This window comes from Lachnospira sp. CLA-JM-H23 (genome assembly GCF_040096425.1).
Lineage (GTDB): Bacteria > Bacillota > Clostridia > Lachnospirales > Lachnospiraceae > Lachnospira > Lachnospira rogosae.
The window spans coordinates 15,742-31,808 of sequence record NZ_JBBMET010000013.1; the positions used below are offsets into that span (position 1 = coordinate 15,742).

A 16,067-nucleotide genomic window follows, 5' to 3' on the forward strand; every position below is an offset into this window, starting at 1 on the left:
TCCTCTTTAATTCTTGTAATATGTTATAAATACATTTTCCCACTGGTTAAACATCTTGCTGGCATCAGTTAATGCAACTGTTACCGTTGAATTAGAAGCAGTATCTATATATGTTACATTTTTAGAATCATAACCTGTAATTATTACATATGACTCACTTCCGCTCTTGCCTATAACCGGACAGCCATTATCAATAAAATTGAGCATTTTATCGACTGTTACTGACTTCACACTAAGTCCTGCAACACCTGGAATAAGGCTTAATATCTCGTCAGCCGTTTTATCCTGTATATAAGCATTAATATCAAACTGTGCACCTGCATAGGAAGCCACTGTCTGTAATGCCGTTCTAAGAGATGAACCCGCATCAATTATACTAAGTCCTTTAATCTGTGCTGAGGTGTTCCTGTAACGCTTCCATATTGTGTTAGCATTATAATCATTAACTGAACCATATGTGTCATTGGCAAGTATTATAGCCTTTGATATCTGGGTTGTACTATCCTGAAAACGTCCATACCCATATACATAATATCGTCCATCACCGGCAAAATCATTATCAAGCTCCAGCAGTGCATTATCCTTATAACTTACCTCAGAAGATGTCCTGAATTCCACACTGCCTGCCGGAAGTGCTTTCATAAGCTTAATTGCAAGCTCCTGCTTTCTGTTATCTGTAACTATAGTTTCCAGTGTAAGTCCATCTTCTTGTTTATTCTCATCTTTATTAATAAGCTGGTCAATACTTGTACTTTCATAATCACCATCACCTGATTTCACAACTCTTGTAAGATTGATACGCATATCACTTACCGAAGCATCACTTACATATACACCCGGCTGTTCGTATTCCTTTATTACATTGTAATCAGAATCCATTATTTCAAGCCTATACATTGCAAATGTCCTGCTTCCATCCTCTTTTATAAGAATATCAGCTTTATCAGCTATGCCATATACGAAATCTCCATTAATATATCCCAGACATCTTATATATTCATTGTCGTCAGCCTTAATTATCTTCTCGCTGTCCGTACTCATATTGAATATTCGTATTGAGTCTGTACTATATAATCTGCCATTCATACTGTAGGCTATGGCATCTCCATTTTCTGATACAGCATATGTTCCGTCCACAAGCCCAGACACTACTGTCATAACTTCCTTACTTACAATATCTATCGAATACAGTGTATCGTCCATTAATATATAAAATGTATTCTCATCAGCAAGATAAGCTATTCGGCCAACATTCTGTGACAATATGTCATATGGCTTATCCATTGGAATATACAATCTTTCTTCTACTATATTATCTTCATATGAATACTTGCACAAAGATACGCCCGACTCGCCCTCATGCTCACCTCTGTTCATATATCCATATACTATAAAATCGCAGTTGCCATCGTTACTTACATTAAGTATCTTTATTCCGTGCTGGTTATAGTTCTCTCTTATGCCATCTGTTTCATCGGCGTTAAATGAGAATACTCTTGTATACATATTAGTATCAATATTGTAGCACCACAGAGAACCTTCATTGACAAAGTATGAATAAGTTCCCTTCTCGTCAGAATTAAATTCAGCTGTTGTTCCTGACTGTATTCCAAGATTAATCTTAGCTGTTGATAAGAGGTCGTTTTTACCGTCAAATATCTGGTTAGCTTCTCTTTCATAATTAAGCAGATAAAATCCGCTTGTAGTCTGTCTTATACGGTAATATTCATACACATTATAAGAGTCATAAGATTCATATTCATTAATAGCACCTATCTTATAATCAAATGTTATTACAGCCACGTCTTTGCTTATCTCCTTAATAACCGGTATAAGCTGGCTTTCTACATATGGTCCCATATCACCCCAGCCAATCTGGCTTAATGTGCTGTTGATATTAACCTTTCCAAAATTATTATTATTGCCAGCAGACGAAGTTTCTATATACTTCTGTATTTCACTTAATCTGTCCTGATTAAATGTACAGGCATTAAAGTCCTCCACAAATGCAAACTTATCATCTATTGAATAGTCTTCACCTGTAATAATTCTTGTATAATAGTGAATTTCTTCGTGTGTGCTTGTCTCTAATATTATCTCAAGAGCATACTGCGTATTATCATCTATAAGATTCTTGATATTCAGTGTGGCAGTAATTGTTTCACCATTATTAACAAGCTCTGTAACTTTGGTATTCTCTATCAGTCCGTTATCTGACAGATTTCTTATCTTATATGTAAGCTCCTGCACCTCAGCTCCATAATTGTGAATAATAATAGGAAGCTGTCTTGTCTTTGCCACTGGAGTAAGATTATCATTAATCAGTGCCTGATTAATCTCCTGTGTAAAACCGTGCAATGAATTGAACTCATTGCCCTCTTCTGACTGCATAGTTATAACAGGAATTGTCGCCGCAGACATAGTTGTTGCCGATGGTGTAACTGACTCAAAACTCATTGACAAAAATGTGAGCACCATCGTAACTATAAATATTATTCCAAGTACAAGATACTTAGAACTTACCTTTTTATCAGATTTTCTCATATTATCTCCATTCTTATATAAGCTTGTCGATTGTCAGTTCCAAATTCAATGCCTCTAACATATCTTTAGTCTTTTCTCTGGCAGAGATGTCTTCTTTACTACTCTTAACTGCCCTTATAAGAAGATTTTTAGGAGTATGCTCCATATCTATGAATTCCAATATCTGTGTATCATAGCCATTAGCTGTAAGAAGCTTGGCTCTTGCCGCATCTGTTACTATAGCCGCCATTCTTTCTTTTAATATGCCATAGTCCATAACCGGCGATAATATATCGCTCTTTATTGTCCTGTTAGCTTCGTGCTGGCAGCAAGGCACTGATAATATAACCTCCGCCCCCCACTTAACTGCCTTGGCAAGTGCATAATCCGTTGCTGTATCACAGGCGTGCAGTGTGACCACCATATCTACCTTGTCCACATCTTTGTACGTTGCTATATCTCCAACATAGAAATCAAGCTTATCATAACCATACCTTGTTCTAAGTTCGTTACAATGTTCTATCACGTCCGCCTTAAGGTCAAGTCCTATAATTCGTATATTATATCCTTTAAGCTCCTTAAGATAGTAATACATAGCAAATGTAAGATAAGACTTTCCACAGCCAAAATCAATTATTGTAAGTTCTCTTTCCTTATCAAGCTTTGGAAGTATATCTTCTATATATTCAAGAAAACGGTTAATCTGTCTGAACTTATCATATCTTGTTCTTATAATCTTACCATCTTGTCCCATAACACCAAGGTCTATCATAAATGCCACAGGCTTTCCTTCTTGTATTATATATTTCTTGGTTCTGTTATGGCTCAGATCTCTCTGTACCTTTAACTGTCCTGCTTTTTTATATTTGCAGGTCAATGTCTTACTCTTGCTTGAAAGTATTGTTGCAGCCGCATCAGTCATATTAATCTGTGCCTGCTTGAAATCCTCTGTCATATAATCAATTATCTTCTTCTTTACATCAGCAGCACCATGGTTAGAATGTAACACCTTTCTTCCTACAAATTCAGACACCTGGTATTCAATCTCATTCTTAAGAATAACTGGTCTTATTCTTACCTTTACTGCCTTATCTTCGCTTTTATTCTTCTGTCCGCTTATAACCATATCTATAAGCTTATCGCTAATACATATATCAAGTAATTGTGTAATATCCAATATCATAACCTCCATTTTAGGCTTACTGTACTATTTTAATATCTTTGCGGACAATACACAAGTAGCAATTAATATAAGCCTATTATCTCAATAAATGTAGTGGTCTGATAGTCTGCAATTTTATTAATAGTCCCCTCTGTTAATTGGGGTCGCCAGATATATATTAGTCTTGTCTGTTGTTTCATCATAATTCATTGATATATTAATATTGGTCTTTTTCTTTCCAATGTACATATAGCCATCTGTGTCTTTATCATAGGCATATATTGTATACAAGTCCTTAGTTCGGCTTGCTTCTGCTTCTTTTGCACCAAGCTGGCTTAATATGTTACCGGTTATCTGATTTCTTTCTTCTATGCTTTTATCACCATCACACTGGCCTGTTATACATACGTTAACATTACTATCAATTCCGTATATATTGCATATTTTTTCAAGCTTCGCCTTGTATGCAGTTGTTGATGTTACTCCTTTGCCTAGCTTTATGTGGATACTTACATAGTTCTTATCCTCATCTGTCGCTTTTATCCCCATAACTACTGTTCCATATAAAGAATCCTGCGTTAATACACATTCCCGTGAAATATAACGGTTATTATACACATTTTCATAAGAGTTATTACCAGAATACTGTATATTATAGCGGTTAATTCCTATCTCTGATGCCATTTTCTCAAGTATAAGGCACATTGCCTGCTCAGATAAGTAATTATCTGACAGCTCTGTATCCACACTTATGTCAGATTGGACATTGTTATCCACATTTTCGCTGAATATACTAACAATATCACTGCCTGTATTATTAACCGCATATATACTTCTTTCCATAAAGCTTCTCACTGCTGTAACAATCCACAGAATAGCCGCTATTGTAACAGCTATCCGCTGTAATTTATATTTTCTGCATTTATACATAAAAAACCTCCCATTAACTAATAACATTATTACCAGTTAATGGAAGGTATATACTTTAATTATTAATCAGCAGCACCTAAACGTGCAAGTGATCTCTTTAATGCCATCTCAGCTCTAGGAACATCAAGATTACTGTCCTTGCTGGCAAGTCTTCTCTCTGCTCTTATCTTGGCATCATTGGCACGATTGACGTCAATCTCATCAGGCCATTCAGCTATCTCTGCTAATATTGTCACTTTATCCTTAAGGACTTCAACAATACCGCCGTGTACAGCCGCCTTCTTAATTCCGTCATTCTGGTGAATAGTCAGCACACATGGAACTAACACTGCAGTAAGTGGGATATGCTGTGGATACACACCTATCTCACCTTCACTTGTAGCTAATTCAACAAATGTGGCTTCACCATTAAAAAATACTCTTTCTGGCGTATTAACCAGAAGCTTCATTGTACCTGTATCCGCCATATCTATTCTCCTTATCAAGATATCTAATTATACTTTAATATCCGTGTCTGATACCTATTTAGATACCTTAGCAAGTACATCATCAATACTTCCACAGTTAAGGAAATAACTTTCTGGTATATCATCATACTTACCTTCGATGATTTCCTTAAAGCCCTGAATTGTGTCACTGATTGGTACATAACGTCCTTCAAGTCCTGTGAACTGTCCTGCAACGAAGAATGGCTGAGAGAGGAATCTCTGTACCTTTCTTGCTCTTGATACGACCATCTTATCTTCTTCTGAAAGTTCGTCCATACCAAGGATTGCGATAATATCCTGAAGTTCTTTGTACTTCTGTAAGATTTCCTGAACATCTCTGGCAACCTTATAATGTTCTTCACCAACGATTCTTGGATCAAGAATTCTTGATGTAGACTCAAGTGGATCTACCGCTGGATAAATACCAAGTTCAACTATAGAACGAGAAAGAACTGTAGTTGCATCAAGATGTGCAAATGTTGTTGCTGGTGCTGGGTCAGTTAAATCATCCGCTGGTACATATACAGCCTGAACTGATGTGATAGAACCATTCTTAGTTGATGTAATACGCTCCTGAAGAGCACCCATCTCTGTCTGAAGAGTTGGCTGATAACCAACGGCTGATGGCATACGTCCAAGAAGGGCTGAAACCTCTGAACCTGCCTGTGTAAATCTATATATGTTATCGATGAAAAGAAGTACATCCTTTCCACCCTTATCTCTGAAATACTCAGCCATAGTAAGTCCTGTAAGACCAACTCTCATTCTAGCTCCAGGTGGCTCATTCATCTGTCCGAATACCATTGTAGTCTTCTCGATAACTCCTGAATCCATCATTTCGTGGTAAAGGTCATTACCTTCACGAGTACGCTCACCAACACCTGTGAATACTGAATATCCACCATGCTCTGTAGCGATATTTCTGATAAGCTCCTGAATAAGAACTGTCTTACCAACTCCGGCACCACCGAAAAGACCGATCTTACCACCCTTCTGGTAAGGACAAAGTAAATCTACAACCTTAATACCAGTCTCTAACATTTCTGTATTAGTAGCCTGCTCAGCAAATGTAGGTGCCTTTCTGTGAATAGGCATATGCTCTACTTCTGGAGCTGGCTTATTATCGATAGGATCTCCTAATACATTAAAGATTCTACCAAGTGTCTGCTCACCAACAGGTACTGAAATAGGTGCTCCTGTGGCTTCTGCTTCCATACCTCTAACAAGACCATCAGTAGGTCCAAGGGCTATACATCTTACTGTATCATCCCCAAGATGCTGAGCAACCTCTACAACGAGCTTGCCGCCGTCTTTGGTCTTTATATTGATGGCTGAATTGATTTCTGGCAGATTACCTTCTGCAAATTTAATATCTATTACAGCACTGATAATCTGAGTAATCTTACCGATATTCTTCTCTGCCATTGTTACCTCCATCTATTGTTAATTAATTGTACACGGGCTGAATACACAGACCCGCCAAGAGTTATAACAAACTCTAATTAGCCGATAGCATTTGCACCAGCAATAATCTCTGTAAGTTCCTGTGTAATAGAAGCCTGACGGGCTCTGTTATACTTAAGTGATAAATCAGAAATCATCTCATCGGCATTGCTTGTCGCATTATCCATAGCCTGCATACGTGCACCATTCTCACTGGCAACAGCTTCAATAAGTGCACCATATATAAGACTGCACACATACTTAGGTATGATAAGATTCAAAGCTTCATCTTCGGCTGGTTCATAATTCATAGGTGTTGTATCTTCCTTATCAGCACTCACGCTCTCAGTATCAACTGATACTGGAAGAAGCTTAATAAGCTTAGGCTCGTGAACAACTGTATTCTTAAATGATGTATAAGCAAGGTATATTTCACCTATCTGTCCATCCGCAAATCTTTCAAGAAGCTTATCACATATATCTCTTGCATCCGTATAAAGTGGTTCGTTAATAACATCTGAACAATCATCTGTTATATTGTAACCTCTTCTTGCAAGATAATCTCTTCCCTTAGTTCCTATTGCAATTATATCAATATCTTCCTTAGGAATTCCGCTCTCTGTAATAAGCTTGGTTATATTAGTATTGTAACCACCAGCAAGTCCACGATTGGCCGTTATTGTTATAACAGCTTTTCTTTCAGACTCACCAGCCTGAAGATACTTATGATTGATGTTACCTGATCTGGCAAGCATATTGCATATCGTTTCGTACATCAGATCTGAATAAGGCTTTGTGCTCTCTGCCTTTCCCTTTGCTTTTTGAAGTTTAACAGTGGAAACAAGCTTCATAGCCTTGGTAATCTGACCTGTACTCTGAATACTATCTCTACGCCTTTTTATATCTCTCATTGAGGCCATAGAATTTACCTCCATTCCAAGCATTAACTGCTGTTAATCATTGATCAATCAGCAGTTAAATGTCTTCTTAAACTCTTCAATAGCACTTACAAGTAACTTCTCTGTATCTTCTGAAAGTTCCTTAGTCTCCTTAATAGATTCTGGAATCTGTGGATACTTAGTATCTATAAAATCGAATAAGCCCTGTTCAAAATCAAGAATCTTATCAACTGGAATATCTATAACGAACTTCTTAGTAACAGCATATATTATAATAACCTGATATTCTACAGGCATTGGCTTATACTGTGGCTGCTTTAACATCTCTCTGATACGTTCGCCCTGTGCAAGCTTCTCCTTAGTATCAGCATCGAGTTCTGAACCAAACTGTGAGAATGAAGCAAGCTCTCTGTACTGGGCAAGCTCTGTACGGATAGGTGCTGCAATCTTCTTAATAGCCTTAATCTGAGCAGAACCACCAACTCGTGATACTGAAAGACCGGCATTAATAGCTGGTCTGAAACCAGAGTTGAACATCTCTGTCTCAAGATATATCTGTCCATCTGTGATAGATATAACGTTAGTTGGAATATATGCAGATACATCACCGGCCTGTGTTTCAATAATTGGAAGGGCTGTAAGTGATCCTCCGCCGTATTCATCTGACATTCTTGCAGCTCTCTCAAGAAGTCTTGAGTGAAGATAGAATACATCACCTGGATAAGCTTCACGTCCTGGAGCTCTCTTTAAAAGAAGTGAAAGTGTTCTATATGCTGCTGCGTGCTTACTAAGGTCATCATATACAACAAGTACATCTTCGCCATTCTCCATCCACTCTTCACCGATAGCACATCCTGAATAAGGAGCGATATACTGAAGTGGAGCAAGTTCACTGGCTGTTGATGCAACTACTGTTGTATAGCTCATTGCACCATATTCTTCAAGTGTCTTAACGATACTTGCAACTGTTGATGCCTTCTGTCCAATAGCAACATAGATACAATGAACTCCCTGACCCTTCTGGTTGATAATTGTATCGATTGCTATAGCTGTCTTACCTGTCTGACGGTCACCAATAATGAGCTCTCGTTGTCCTCTTCCGATTGGAACCATAGCATCGATAGCCTTAATACCTGTCTGAAGTGGAACACTTACTGACTTTCTTGTGATTACGCCTGAGGCAACTCTCTCTATCTGTCTTGTCTTATCTGTATTAATAGGACCTTTGCCATCTATTGGCTGTCCAAGTGCATTAACAACTCGTCCTGTTAACGCATCACCTACTGGAACTTCTACAACTCGTCCAGTTGTCTTAACAGTATCACCTTCGCTGATGTTTCTTGAATCACCAAGCAGAACTGCACCTACATTGTCTTCCTCAAGGTTAAGTACCATACCGTATACTTCTCCTGGGAATTCAAGAAGTTCTCCCTGCATAGCTTTCTCAAGTCCATGAATTCTTGCGATACCATCTGCTACCTGAATTACTGTACCTACTTCTGATACTTCAAGTTCGGCTGAATATCTTTTTATCTGTTCTTTTATAACTGAACTGATTTCTTCCGGTCTTAAATTCATTAGCCTTATGCACCTACTTTCTATTAGCTTAAAGCTTACGCTAACTGGATATTCTTTAAATTCCTGGTAAGCTCATCAATTTTATGTTTTATACTGCTGTCTACGACTCTGTCACCGATTCTTATAACCATACCTGCTATAAGTGATTCATCGATGTCATAATTCATCTTGAAATCCACATAATCAGTTGTTGAAAGCAATCTGCTTACAATCGACAGCTTCTGATTATCCGTGAGAGGTCTGGCTGTAGTTACATAAGCAACACCAATCTTCTTATACTCATAAATTCTCTTTATGAAATATTCAAGTGTACTTACTATCTTAGTCTGTCTGTCCTTAGATACCATTATCACAAGAAGTCCTGTAATATCCTCAGATACAAACTTCTTAAAGATATTCTCAATAAGCTGTTCCTTTTCTTTCTTCTCAACCTTTGGAGATTTAAGAACATTTACCAAATCTTCATTATCTTTAAAAATATCAATTACAGCCTGAGCTTCTTCACATAGTTCATCAACCTTAGACTCCTGGACAGCAAGTTCAAATAATGCCTCACCATAAGTTGTTTCTACTAATTTCGCCATGTGTTCTCACCCATTTCATTTAAAGTCTGTTCAATAATTGCATTGCTTTCACTCTCATCGATAGATTTAGCAATAAGCTTTGAAGCTATCATAGCTGACACTGCAACTATCTGCTGTTTAACATCGTCTGCTGCCTTCTGCTTCTCAAGTTCTGCTTCTTTATTAGCTCTCTCGATAATTCTTGCAGCTTCTTCCTTGGCTTCATCTATAATCTTCTGCTCATTATGAACTGCTGTCTTTCTGGCATCACTTAATATAAGCTCTGCCTCCTTATTAGCAGCCTTAAGCTTCTCTTCATACTCTGCCTTCATAGCAAGTGCTTCTTCTCTGCTCTGGTTAGCAGTTTCTCTGTCACTTGTTATCTTGTCCTGTCTTTTCTTTAACATATTACGTACAGGATTAAAAAGAATAACTGACAAAAGCAGGAATAATATAAATACGTTGATAGCTGTTATAGCAGCATCAAAAAGCAGCTGATAATCAAGGCCGAATAATCTTCCTGATGTTTCAAGAGCCACAAATGTACTTCCCAAATTCAATTGTTGGCCTCCTTTCCGTTATCTTAATAAATTTGTCGTCAAGACTAAATGTCTTATATTAGCCCTTAAATGGCTGAACGAACATTAAGATAATAGCTACGGCGAAACCATAAAGACCTGTTGTCTCGGCAACGGCCTGTCCAAGTAACATTGTTGATGTAATATCTGACTTAGCACCTGGATTACGTCCAACTGCTGCTGCACCATGACCTGCTGCAATACCCTGTCCAACACCAGGACCAACACCTGCGATCATCGCAATACCTGCACCAATGGCTGACATAGCCTGAATAAATTCCTGTCCACTAATATTCATCTTAAAATCCTCCGTTAAATAAATTATTATGACCAGCTAAACTAGTCTGCAATCTTATCGTTAACATATACCATTGTTAACATACAAAATACATACGCCTGAATACAACCTGAGAACAAGTCGAAGTAAGCATGTAATAATGCAGGATATCCTATAGTAAATGGCTTTAATAAGTCATATATAAGTCCCATAAGAACTGTTCCTGACATGACATTACCAAACAGACGCAGTGAGAGTGACAGCGGAACTGCAAACTCACCAATCAGGTTAATTGGAAATAAGAACCAGATTGGCTGGAATAAAGCAGCAAAGTGTCCTCCCTTATTCTTCTTTATGCCGTTGAACTGAACAAGTATAAATGTTATAAGACCAAGGCATAACGTCACACCATAATCGGCTGTAGGTGGCCTTAGACCAAAAAGTCCGGATATGTTAGATATAATTATAAATAAGAATAATGTTGAAATATAATTGACAAACTTATTAGCATTCTTACCCATAATTCCATCAACCATAGTTCCAAGCATCTCCACTATAATCTCTATAGCATTCTGGAACATTCCCGGTGTGTCGTCAGGCTTGACCTTATTAATCTTCACCCTGGCAACTATGGCCATAATAATTATGAAGACTGAAACCAGCAGCATAGCAACGTGTGTCGTGTTAATACTAAAAGTATAATCAATGCCTGGAATATGGAATTCCTTCAGGCTTTGAATCATAAAACTCGAATCACACGCTACAAGTGTGTTAACATAAGAGCTTCCCACCTTCTCACCTTCCTTTTTTAGTTATTAATTTATCAGTGAACGGCTGTAAATAAGCCGCTACCTTCATAGAAAACATTCCAATAACCGCACATAGCAGATCTCCAATATTAAGGAAATATAACAGTACGAATAATATAAGCATAACCAAAAGACGGATAAGATAACCAATAATCATAGTTGCTCTTGACTCTGCACCACCATATACTATCTTTCGTATTCCAATGCTCATATGAAATGTTGCAAATACCGAATATATAACTCCCGCCATAAATCCTATGGCACACCGCATTGTATTCGGAACCAATGCAATTATTATAATCTCACCAAGTATAAGATATATTAAATTAATAATAAGCATACCTGGAATTGAGGGATTAATATCAATAATTCTATCAAGGATACGTCTACTTATGAGTTTCATTATACTTTTCAACTTTCTCTGCAATTTCTTTATCCTGCTTGTGCTTCTTCGCCTGCTCATCCTGTTTTATCGAATTCATAGCAAGCACATAAGCATTTCTTGCACCTGCAGCAATTCCAATAATAAGCAGAGGAATTGTAAAATATGTTCCAAACTTTCCGTCAAGCCATAATCCTATAGCAAGACAGAGAAACGTAGGAACCATTACACATATACTAAGCTGGGATATTAATACTATATTCTTCATAGCATTTCCTCGTTCATATATTCTTCTTATAACCCACTCATTTTAATTATATATTCGATTATAACCTTTAATTGTTAAATTGTCTACAAATTTTCTTGTCCAAATATGTCCAAAAAAAATTGAATTTCACACGTTTACTTGATATAATTTTGATAATTAATATGTGAATTTTAATTATACAAATTTAATATTTTTAAGGAGAAATGCGTATGACAACTTTATTCCGCAAACGCCTGATACCTGATGAATGTGTAAGTCTTAAGGACGACATTATAATTCATCAGGATGACAGCCACATTATAACAAGCTGGAAAACTTTCCATCCTAAGGCAGAATTCTCTCACGGAATATCATATTACCTTATTAATGATGGTTTCAAGGTAAGTAAATTCTACAAAGAAGATAATTCACTTGCCTATATATACTGTGACATAATTGACACAGCCTATGACGCTGGCACAGATACCTATGTCTTTACCGATCTTCTGGCTGATGTAATTATTGAGAATTCTGGATTTGTCCGTGTTGTAGACCTTGACGAGCTGGCTGATGCAGCAAGTGCTAAGCTTATATCTGATGCTATGCTTGTTAACGCCCTCCACAAGCTTGATAAGCTTCTTAAGACAATATATGACGGAACATTTAACGAATATATTAATACCATTAACGAATATGAAGCTGGCATACACTAACAGTATGTCTGCTTCATATTAATTCTTATAATTCTATAGTTATCTCCCTGTTAGTATGCTCATAGCGGTAATATCTTACGCCTGCCGCATTAAGCATTCTCTTAGAGGCAATAACTGAGGCTGTATCTGCATATTTATCACTGTCATACACAACAGTCTTTATTCCTGCCTGAATAATAGCCTTGGCACATTCATTGCAAGGGAACAATGTGACATACATCTTTGCCCCATCAAGCGTACCTCCACGATAATTAAGTATAGCATTAAGTTCACTGTGAGTTGTGTAGAAATATTTATTATCCAGAGGGTCACCTTCCCTGCACCATGGAAACTCATCATCTGAACAGCCCCTTGGAAGTCCATTATAACCCATAGAAAGTATTTTATTGTCACTGCTTACAATACACGCTCCAACCTGTGTATTAGGGTCTTTGGAACGAAGTGCTGAAAGCTTTGCAACACCCATAAAATACTCATCCCACGATATATAATCCTTTCTTTTATCGCTCATATATATTACTCCTCAAGCATTGATATTCTTCTTATATGTCTTTCATCATTGCTAAAGCCTGCCTCTAAAAATGTATCTGCAATTCTGAATGCAAGCTCTGGTCCTATAACTCTTGCACCCATACAGAGTACATTTGCATTATTATGCTCTCTTGTTGCCTGTGCACTAAAACAGTCACTGCATAATGCAGCTCTTATTCCCTTAACTTTGTTAGCAGCCATACTCATTCCAATTCCTGTTCCACATAAAAGGATACCAAGCTCACACTCACCACTTGTTATAAGGTCTGTAACCTTGTGTGCGTATACAGGATAATCGCACGACTCTGTAGTATAAGTTCCTACATCATTACACTCATAACCTTTCTTCTTAAGGTGTTCTATTAACTGGTTCTTAAGGTCTATTGCTCCGTGATCACATCCAATTGCTATCATAATTATAATCTCCTTGTGTATTTTATTAACTTCTATATAACTTTAATCAGCTTCATTCTTAGGTGCTGATATTACCTTCACTACTTTTTCAACATAGCTGTAGAGCTGTTCAAAACATTTGTTATACTCTTCCACACCCTTGCCATATGGGTCTGGTACTTCAACATCACCCTCACCCGCAAGCTCACTTAACGTAAATACATTAATTGCCTTGTCAAAGGTATCATATATTTTCTGTTTCATTGACGAATTCATCGTAAGAACAAGCGTATCTATGCCAAAATCATCATTAACAACCTGAACCGATACATTACTTGGCATAATCATATCGTGTCTTGCCGCCACAGCTACAGCCTTGGGATTGTATGGCTCTGGAAATAACACAACCATCCCCCTTGATTCAACTCTTATATCCGGCATAAGCTTGGTCATTATAGTAGCCGCCATAGGGCTTCTGCAGGTATTACCCATACATATAAATATAACTTTATTAAATCTGTTCATAATTTGACACCACCCAGTTAATGAATAATTAAGCTGGCATATGATTAACCATTGATCTTTAAACATTAATTATAGTATGTCCAGCCGCTTTTATCAATCGGTTCATAACTGCACGTCCAACATTATCTGTCTCGAAGCTCTCTGAAAATACATAGTCTACATTTTCATTATCAAACTCTCTTAATACTGCATACAGATGTCTTGCCGCACTCAGCTCATCATCTTTATGTCCCATCGAAACAATTATTCCCTTGTTATAATTGTGCTTTCCTTCTTCTGTTGTCATTACAGCGACTTTGTATCCCTGACTTATAAGTCTGTTCACATTATCGTTAATATATTCAACAACCTTAGCCTCATCACCCTCAACAATCTTAAGATCTGCATCAGGTGCATAATGCTTATATTTCATACCCGGTGCTTTAGGAACTACTCCAGACTTAACACCTTCAGTTATCGCAGGGTCAATTCTTACCACGCCTATAACCTCTTCAAACATCTCCTTAGTTATATATCCGGGTCTTAATATTGTGGGAACCTCTTCACTAAGATCAATAATTGTAGACTCAACACCTATGTCAACAGTATCATCTTCAATTATCATATCTATCTTTCCGGACAAATCCTTTATTACATGGCTTGCCCTTGTAGGGCTTGGCTTTCCTGATGTGTTAGCACTTGGAGCTGCTATATACACACCTGATGTTCTGATAAGCTCTGCTGCAACCTTATGGCTTGGCATTCTTATCGCAACTGTTCCAAGACCACCTGTAATTGAATCTGGAACTATATCCGATTTCTTCAATATCATAGTTAATGGTCCGGGCCAGAATTTATCGGCAAGCTTTAATGCCTTGTCTGGTACTTCACAGGACAGCTTATATAAAGCCTCTATATCTGCAATATGAACTATAAGCGGATTGTCTGAAGGACGGCCTTTGGCAGCATATATCTTTGCTGATGCTTCCTCGTCAAGTGCATCTGCACCAAGTCCATATACAGTTTCTGTAGGAAATGCTACAAGCCCTCCCTCTCTTAAAATCTTTCCAGCCTGTTCATATATTTTCTTATCCGTAAGACTGTCATTAGTTATTTTCGCAACAATTGTATCCATTGTTACACACCTCTTTTTCTTAAAATGTTCTTAAATGAACTATATTCTGATGTAAATGGCAGATTTCAATTCTGGAACTTACGTCATAATCTTTAATTCTGTCCTAGATATTCAATTATTCCACAGTATATGCTGTACGCAGTCTTCTGCTGGTATTCATCATTGTTAAGCTTATACGCTTCTTCCCTGTTAGACAGAAATCCACACTCGACAATAACCGTTGGCACCTGCGTATTACGCAGCATATAGTAAGCAGAATCGGGTTTTTCAACTCTTTTATTAGTATTATCAAGCTCTTTAATCATATTCTTCTGAATAATTCCAGCAAGCTTCTTTCCCTCCTCAGACTGCTTGTAATAAAATACCTGTGCACCCTTAGAGGCTTCTCCTACATAACTGTTCTGGTGTATGCTTACTGCAATATCTGCTTTGCTTCCATTAATAATACTACATCGTTTCTTCATATCAGCTGCTTTCTTATTACTGTCACTTTCCTGATACAATCCGTTATCGTCTGCCCTAGTCATTATAACAGTAATTCCCGACTGTTCAAGTAATATTTTCAATTTTGAAGCAATTGCCAGATTGACATCTTTTTCAAGTATGCCATCAGCACTTATCTTTCCAGGGTCAATACCACCGTGTCCGCTGTCTATGGCAACTGTCTTTGCCTCATAATCAATATTTTCCTGTGCCCCGCCGGAGTATTCACCGCTTATATATCCTTTGTCTGAATTTTCAGAACCTGTGCCACATTGCTCTAATGCTAAAGCTGCGGCTATAACAACAATAATCTCAACTGCTACCAGTACTATTTTTAATTCAGGACGCATAACTATCACACAACTACACATTTATTAAAATGTATGCACCTTGTGCCACCGCAATTCCTTTAATCTATTTAATACTATT

At 37.4% G+C, this 16,067-nt stretch carries 19 protein-coding genes; 1 reads left to right on the forward strand and 18 read right to left on the reverse strand.

All coding sequences use genetic code 11. From position 1 onward, the window contains the following. Positions 1-6: 6 nt before the first annotated feature. From WMO42_RS13510 to WMO42_RS13570, 13 genes are all read right to left on the reverse strand, one after another. Positions 7-2,544: a hypothetical protein gene (locus WMO42_RS13510; RefSeq protein ID WP_349192565.1), complete on the reverse strand. Its 2,538-nt coding sequence runs from the start codon at positions 2,542-2,544 to the stop codon at positions 7-9. A 13-nt stretch (positions 2,545-2,557) separates the two neighbouring features. Next, positions 2,558-3,706 carry an SAM-dependent methyltransferase gene (locus tag WMO42_RS13515; protein ID WP_349192567.1) on the reverse strand — a complete coding sequence of 383 codons (1,149 nt, stop codon included), beginning with the start codon at positions 3,704-3,706 and terminating at the stop codon, positions 2,558-2,560. A 117-nt stretch (positions 3,707-3,823) separates the two neighbouring features. Continuing rightward, positions 3,824-4,615, reverse strand: a complete 792-nt coding sequence (locus tag WMO42_RS13520; RefSeq protein ID WP_349192569.1) for a YwmB family TATA-box binding protein — start codon at positions 4,613-4,615, stop codon at positions 3,824-3,826. 62 nt (positions 4,616-4,677) lie between these two features. Then, positions 4,678-5,082: an ATP synthase F1 subunit epsilon gene (atpC, locus tag WMO42_RS13525; RefSeq protein WP_055173823.1), complete on the reverse strand. Its 405-nt coding sequence runs from the start codon at positions 5,080-5,082 to the stop codon at positions 4,678-4,680. 54 nt (positions 5,083-5,136) lie between these two features. Continuing rightward, positions 5,137-6,528 (reverse strand): F0F1 ATP synthase subunit beta, encoded by a 1,392-nt coding sequence (gene atpD, locus WMO42_RS13530; RefSeq protein WP_022501446.1) that lies wholly within the window; start codon positions 6,526-6,528, stop codon positions 5,137-5,139. Between the two features lie 77 nt (positions 6,529-6,605). Then, positions 6,606-7,466 (reverse strand): ATP synthase F1 subunit gamma, encoded by an 861-nt coding sequence (gene atpG, locus WMO42_RS13535; RefSeq protein ID WP_055173821.1) that lies wholly within the window; start codon positions 7,464-7,466, stop codon positions 6,606-6,608. A 48-nt stretch (positions 7,467-7,514) separates the two neighbouring features. Continuing rightward, on the reverse strand, positions 7,515-9,023 hold the full coding sequence (gene atpA, locus WMO42_RS13540) for a F0F1 ATP synthase subunit alpha (protein WP_022501448.1): 1,509 nt from the start codon (positions 9,021-9,023) through the stop codon (positions 7,515-7,517). Between the two features lie 35 nt (positions 9,024-9,058). Then, the gene (gene atpH, locus WMO42_RS13545) at positions 9,059-9,607 is read right to left on the reverse strand and encodes an ATP synthase F1 subunit delta (RefSeq protein WP_022501449.1); all 549 of its coding nucleotides are present in this window, start codon (positions 9,605-9,607) and stop codon (positions 9,059-9,061) included. Then, positions 9,595-10,146, reverse strand: coding sequence for a F0F1 ATP synthase subunit B (gene atpF, locus WMO42_RS13550; RefSeq protein WP_321774656.1), 552 nt, complete (start codon positions 10,144-10,146; stop codon positions 9,595-9,597). Before atpF ends, atpH begins: the two co-directional genes overlap by 13 nt. 58 nt (positions 10,147-10,204) lie before the next feature. After that, the gene (atpE, locus tag WMO42_RS13555) at positions 10,205-10,462 is read right to left on the reverse strand and encodes an ATP synthase F0 subunit C (protein WP_022205028.1); all 258 of its coding nucleotides are present in this window, start codon (positions 10,460-10,462) and stop codon (positions 10,205-10,207) included. Positions 10,463-10,503: 41 nt separating this feature from the next. Next, positions 10,504-11,232 (reverse strand): F0F1 ATP synthase subunit A, encoded by a 729-nt coding sequence (gene atpB, locus WMO42_RS13560; protein ID WP_022501451.1) that lies wholly within the window; start codon positions 11,230-11,232, stop codon positions 10,504-10,506. A gap of 4 nt (positions 11,233-11,236) precedes the next feature. Next, positions 11,237-11,653 (reverse strand): hypothetical protein, encoded by a 417-nt coding sequence (locus WMO42_RS13565; protein WP_349192573.1) that lies wholly within the window; start codon positions 11,651-11,653, stop codon positions 11,237-11,239. After that, positions 11,637-11,900: an AtpZ/AtpI family protein gene (locus tag WMO42_RS13570; RefSeq protein ID WP_022501453.1), complete on the reverse strand. Its 264-nt coding sequence runs from the start codon at positions 11,898-11,900 to the stop codon at positions 11,637-11,639. Before WMO42_RS13570 ends, WMO42_RS13565 begins: the two co-directional genes overlap by 17 nt. A gap of 209 nt (positions 11,901-12,109) precedes the next feature. Between WMO42_RS13570 and WMO42_RS13575 the strand changes: the two genes are divergently transcribed. Further along, positions 12,110-12,592 carry a DUF402 domain-containing protein gene (locus WMO42_RS13575; protein ID WP_022501454.1) on the forward strand — a complete coding sequence of 161 codons (483 nt, stop codon included), beginning with the start codon at positions 12,110-12,112 and terminating at the stop codon, positions 12,590-12,592. 25 nt (positions 12,593-12,617) lie between these two features. On the opposite strand, the gene WMO42_RS13580 is transcribed toward WMO42_RS13575, so the two are convergent. The 5 genes from WMO42_RS13580 to cwlD form a co-directional block, all read right to left on the reverse strand. Continuing rightward, positions 12,618-13,103 (reverse strand): dCMP deaminase family protein, encoded by a 486-nt coding sequence (locus WMO42_RS13580; protein WP_022501455.1) that lies wholly within the window; start codon positions 13,101-13,103, stop codon positions 12,618-12,620. Positions 13,104-13,108: 5 nt separating this feature from the next. Next, complete coding sequence (rpiB, locus tag WMO42_RS13585) at positions 13,109-13,537, reverse strand: ribose 5-phosphate isomerase B (RefSeq protein WP_055173813.1); 429 nt, start codon at positions 13,535-13,537, stop codon at positions 13,109-13,111. 42 nt (positions 13,538-13,579) lie between these two features. Beyond that, entirely contained in the window at positions 13,580-14,041 is a 462-nt protein-coding gene (locus WMO42_RS13590; RefSeq protein WP_022501457.1) for a low molecular weight phosphatase family protein, read from the reverse strand. 58 nt (positions 14,042-14,099) lie between these two features. Further along, on the reverse strand, positions 14,100-15,155 hold the full coding sequence (locus WMO42_RS13595) for an L-threonylcarbamoyladenylate synthase (RefSeq protein WP_116444161.1): 1,056 nt from the start codon (positions 15,153-15,155) through the stop codon (positions 14,100-14,102). Between the two features lie 92 nt (positions 15,156-15,247). Further along, entirely contained in the window at positions 15,248-15,988 is a 741-nt protein-coding gene (gene cwlD / locus WMO42_RS13600) for an N-acetylmuramoyl-L-alanine amidase CwlD (RefSeq protein ID WP_082421489.1), read from the reverse strand. Positions 15,989-16,067: the final 79 nt, after the last annotated feature.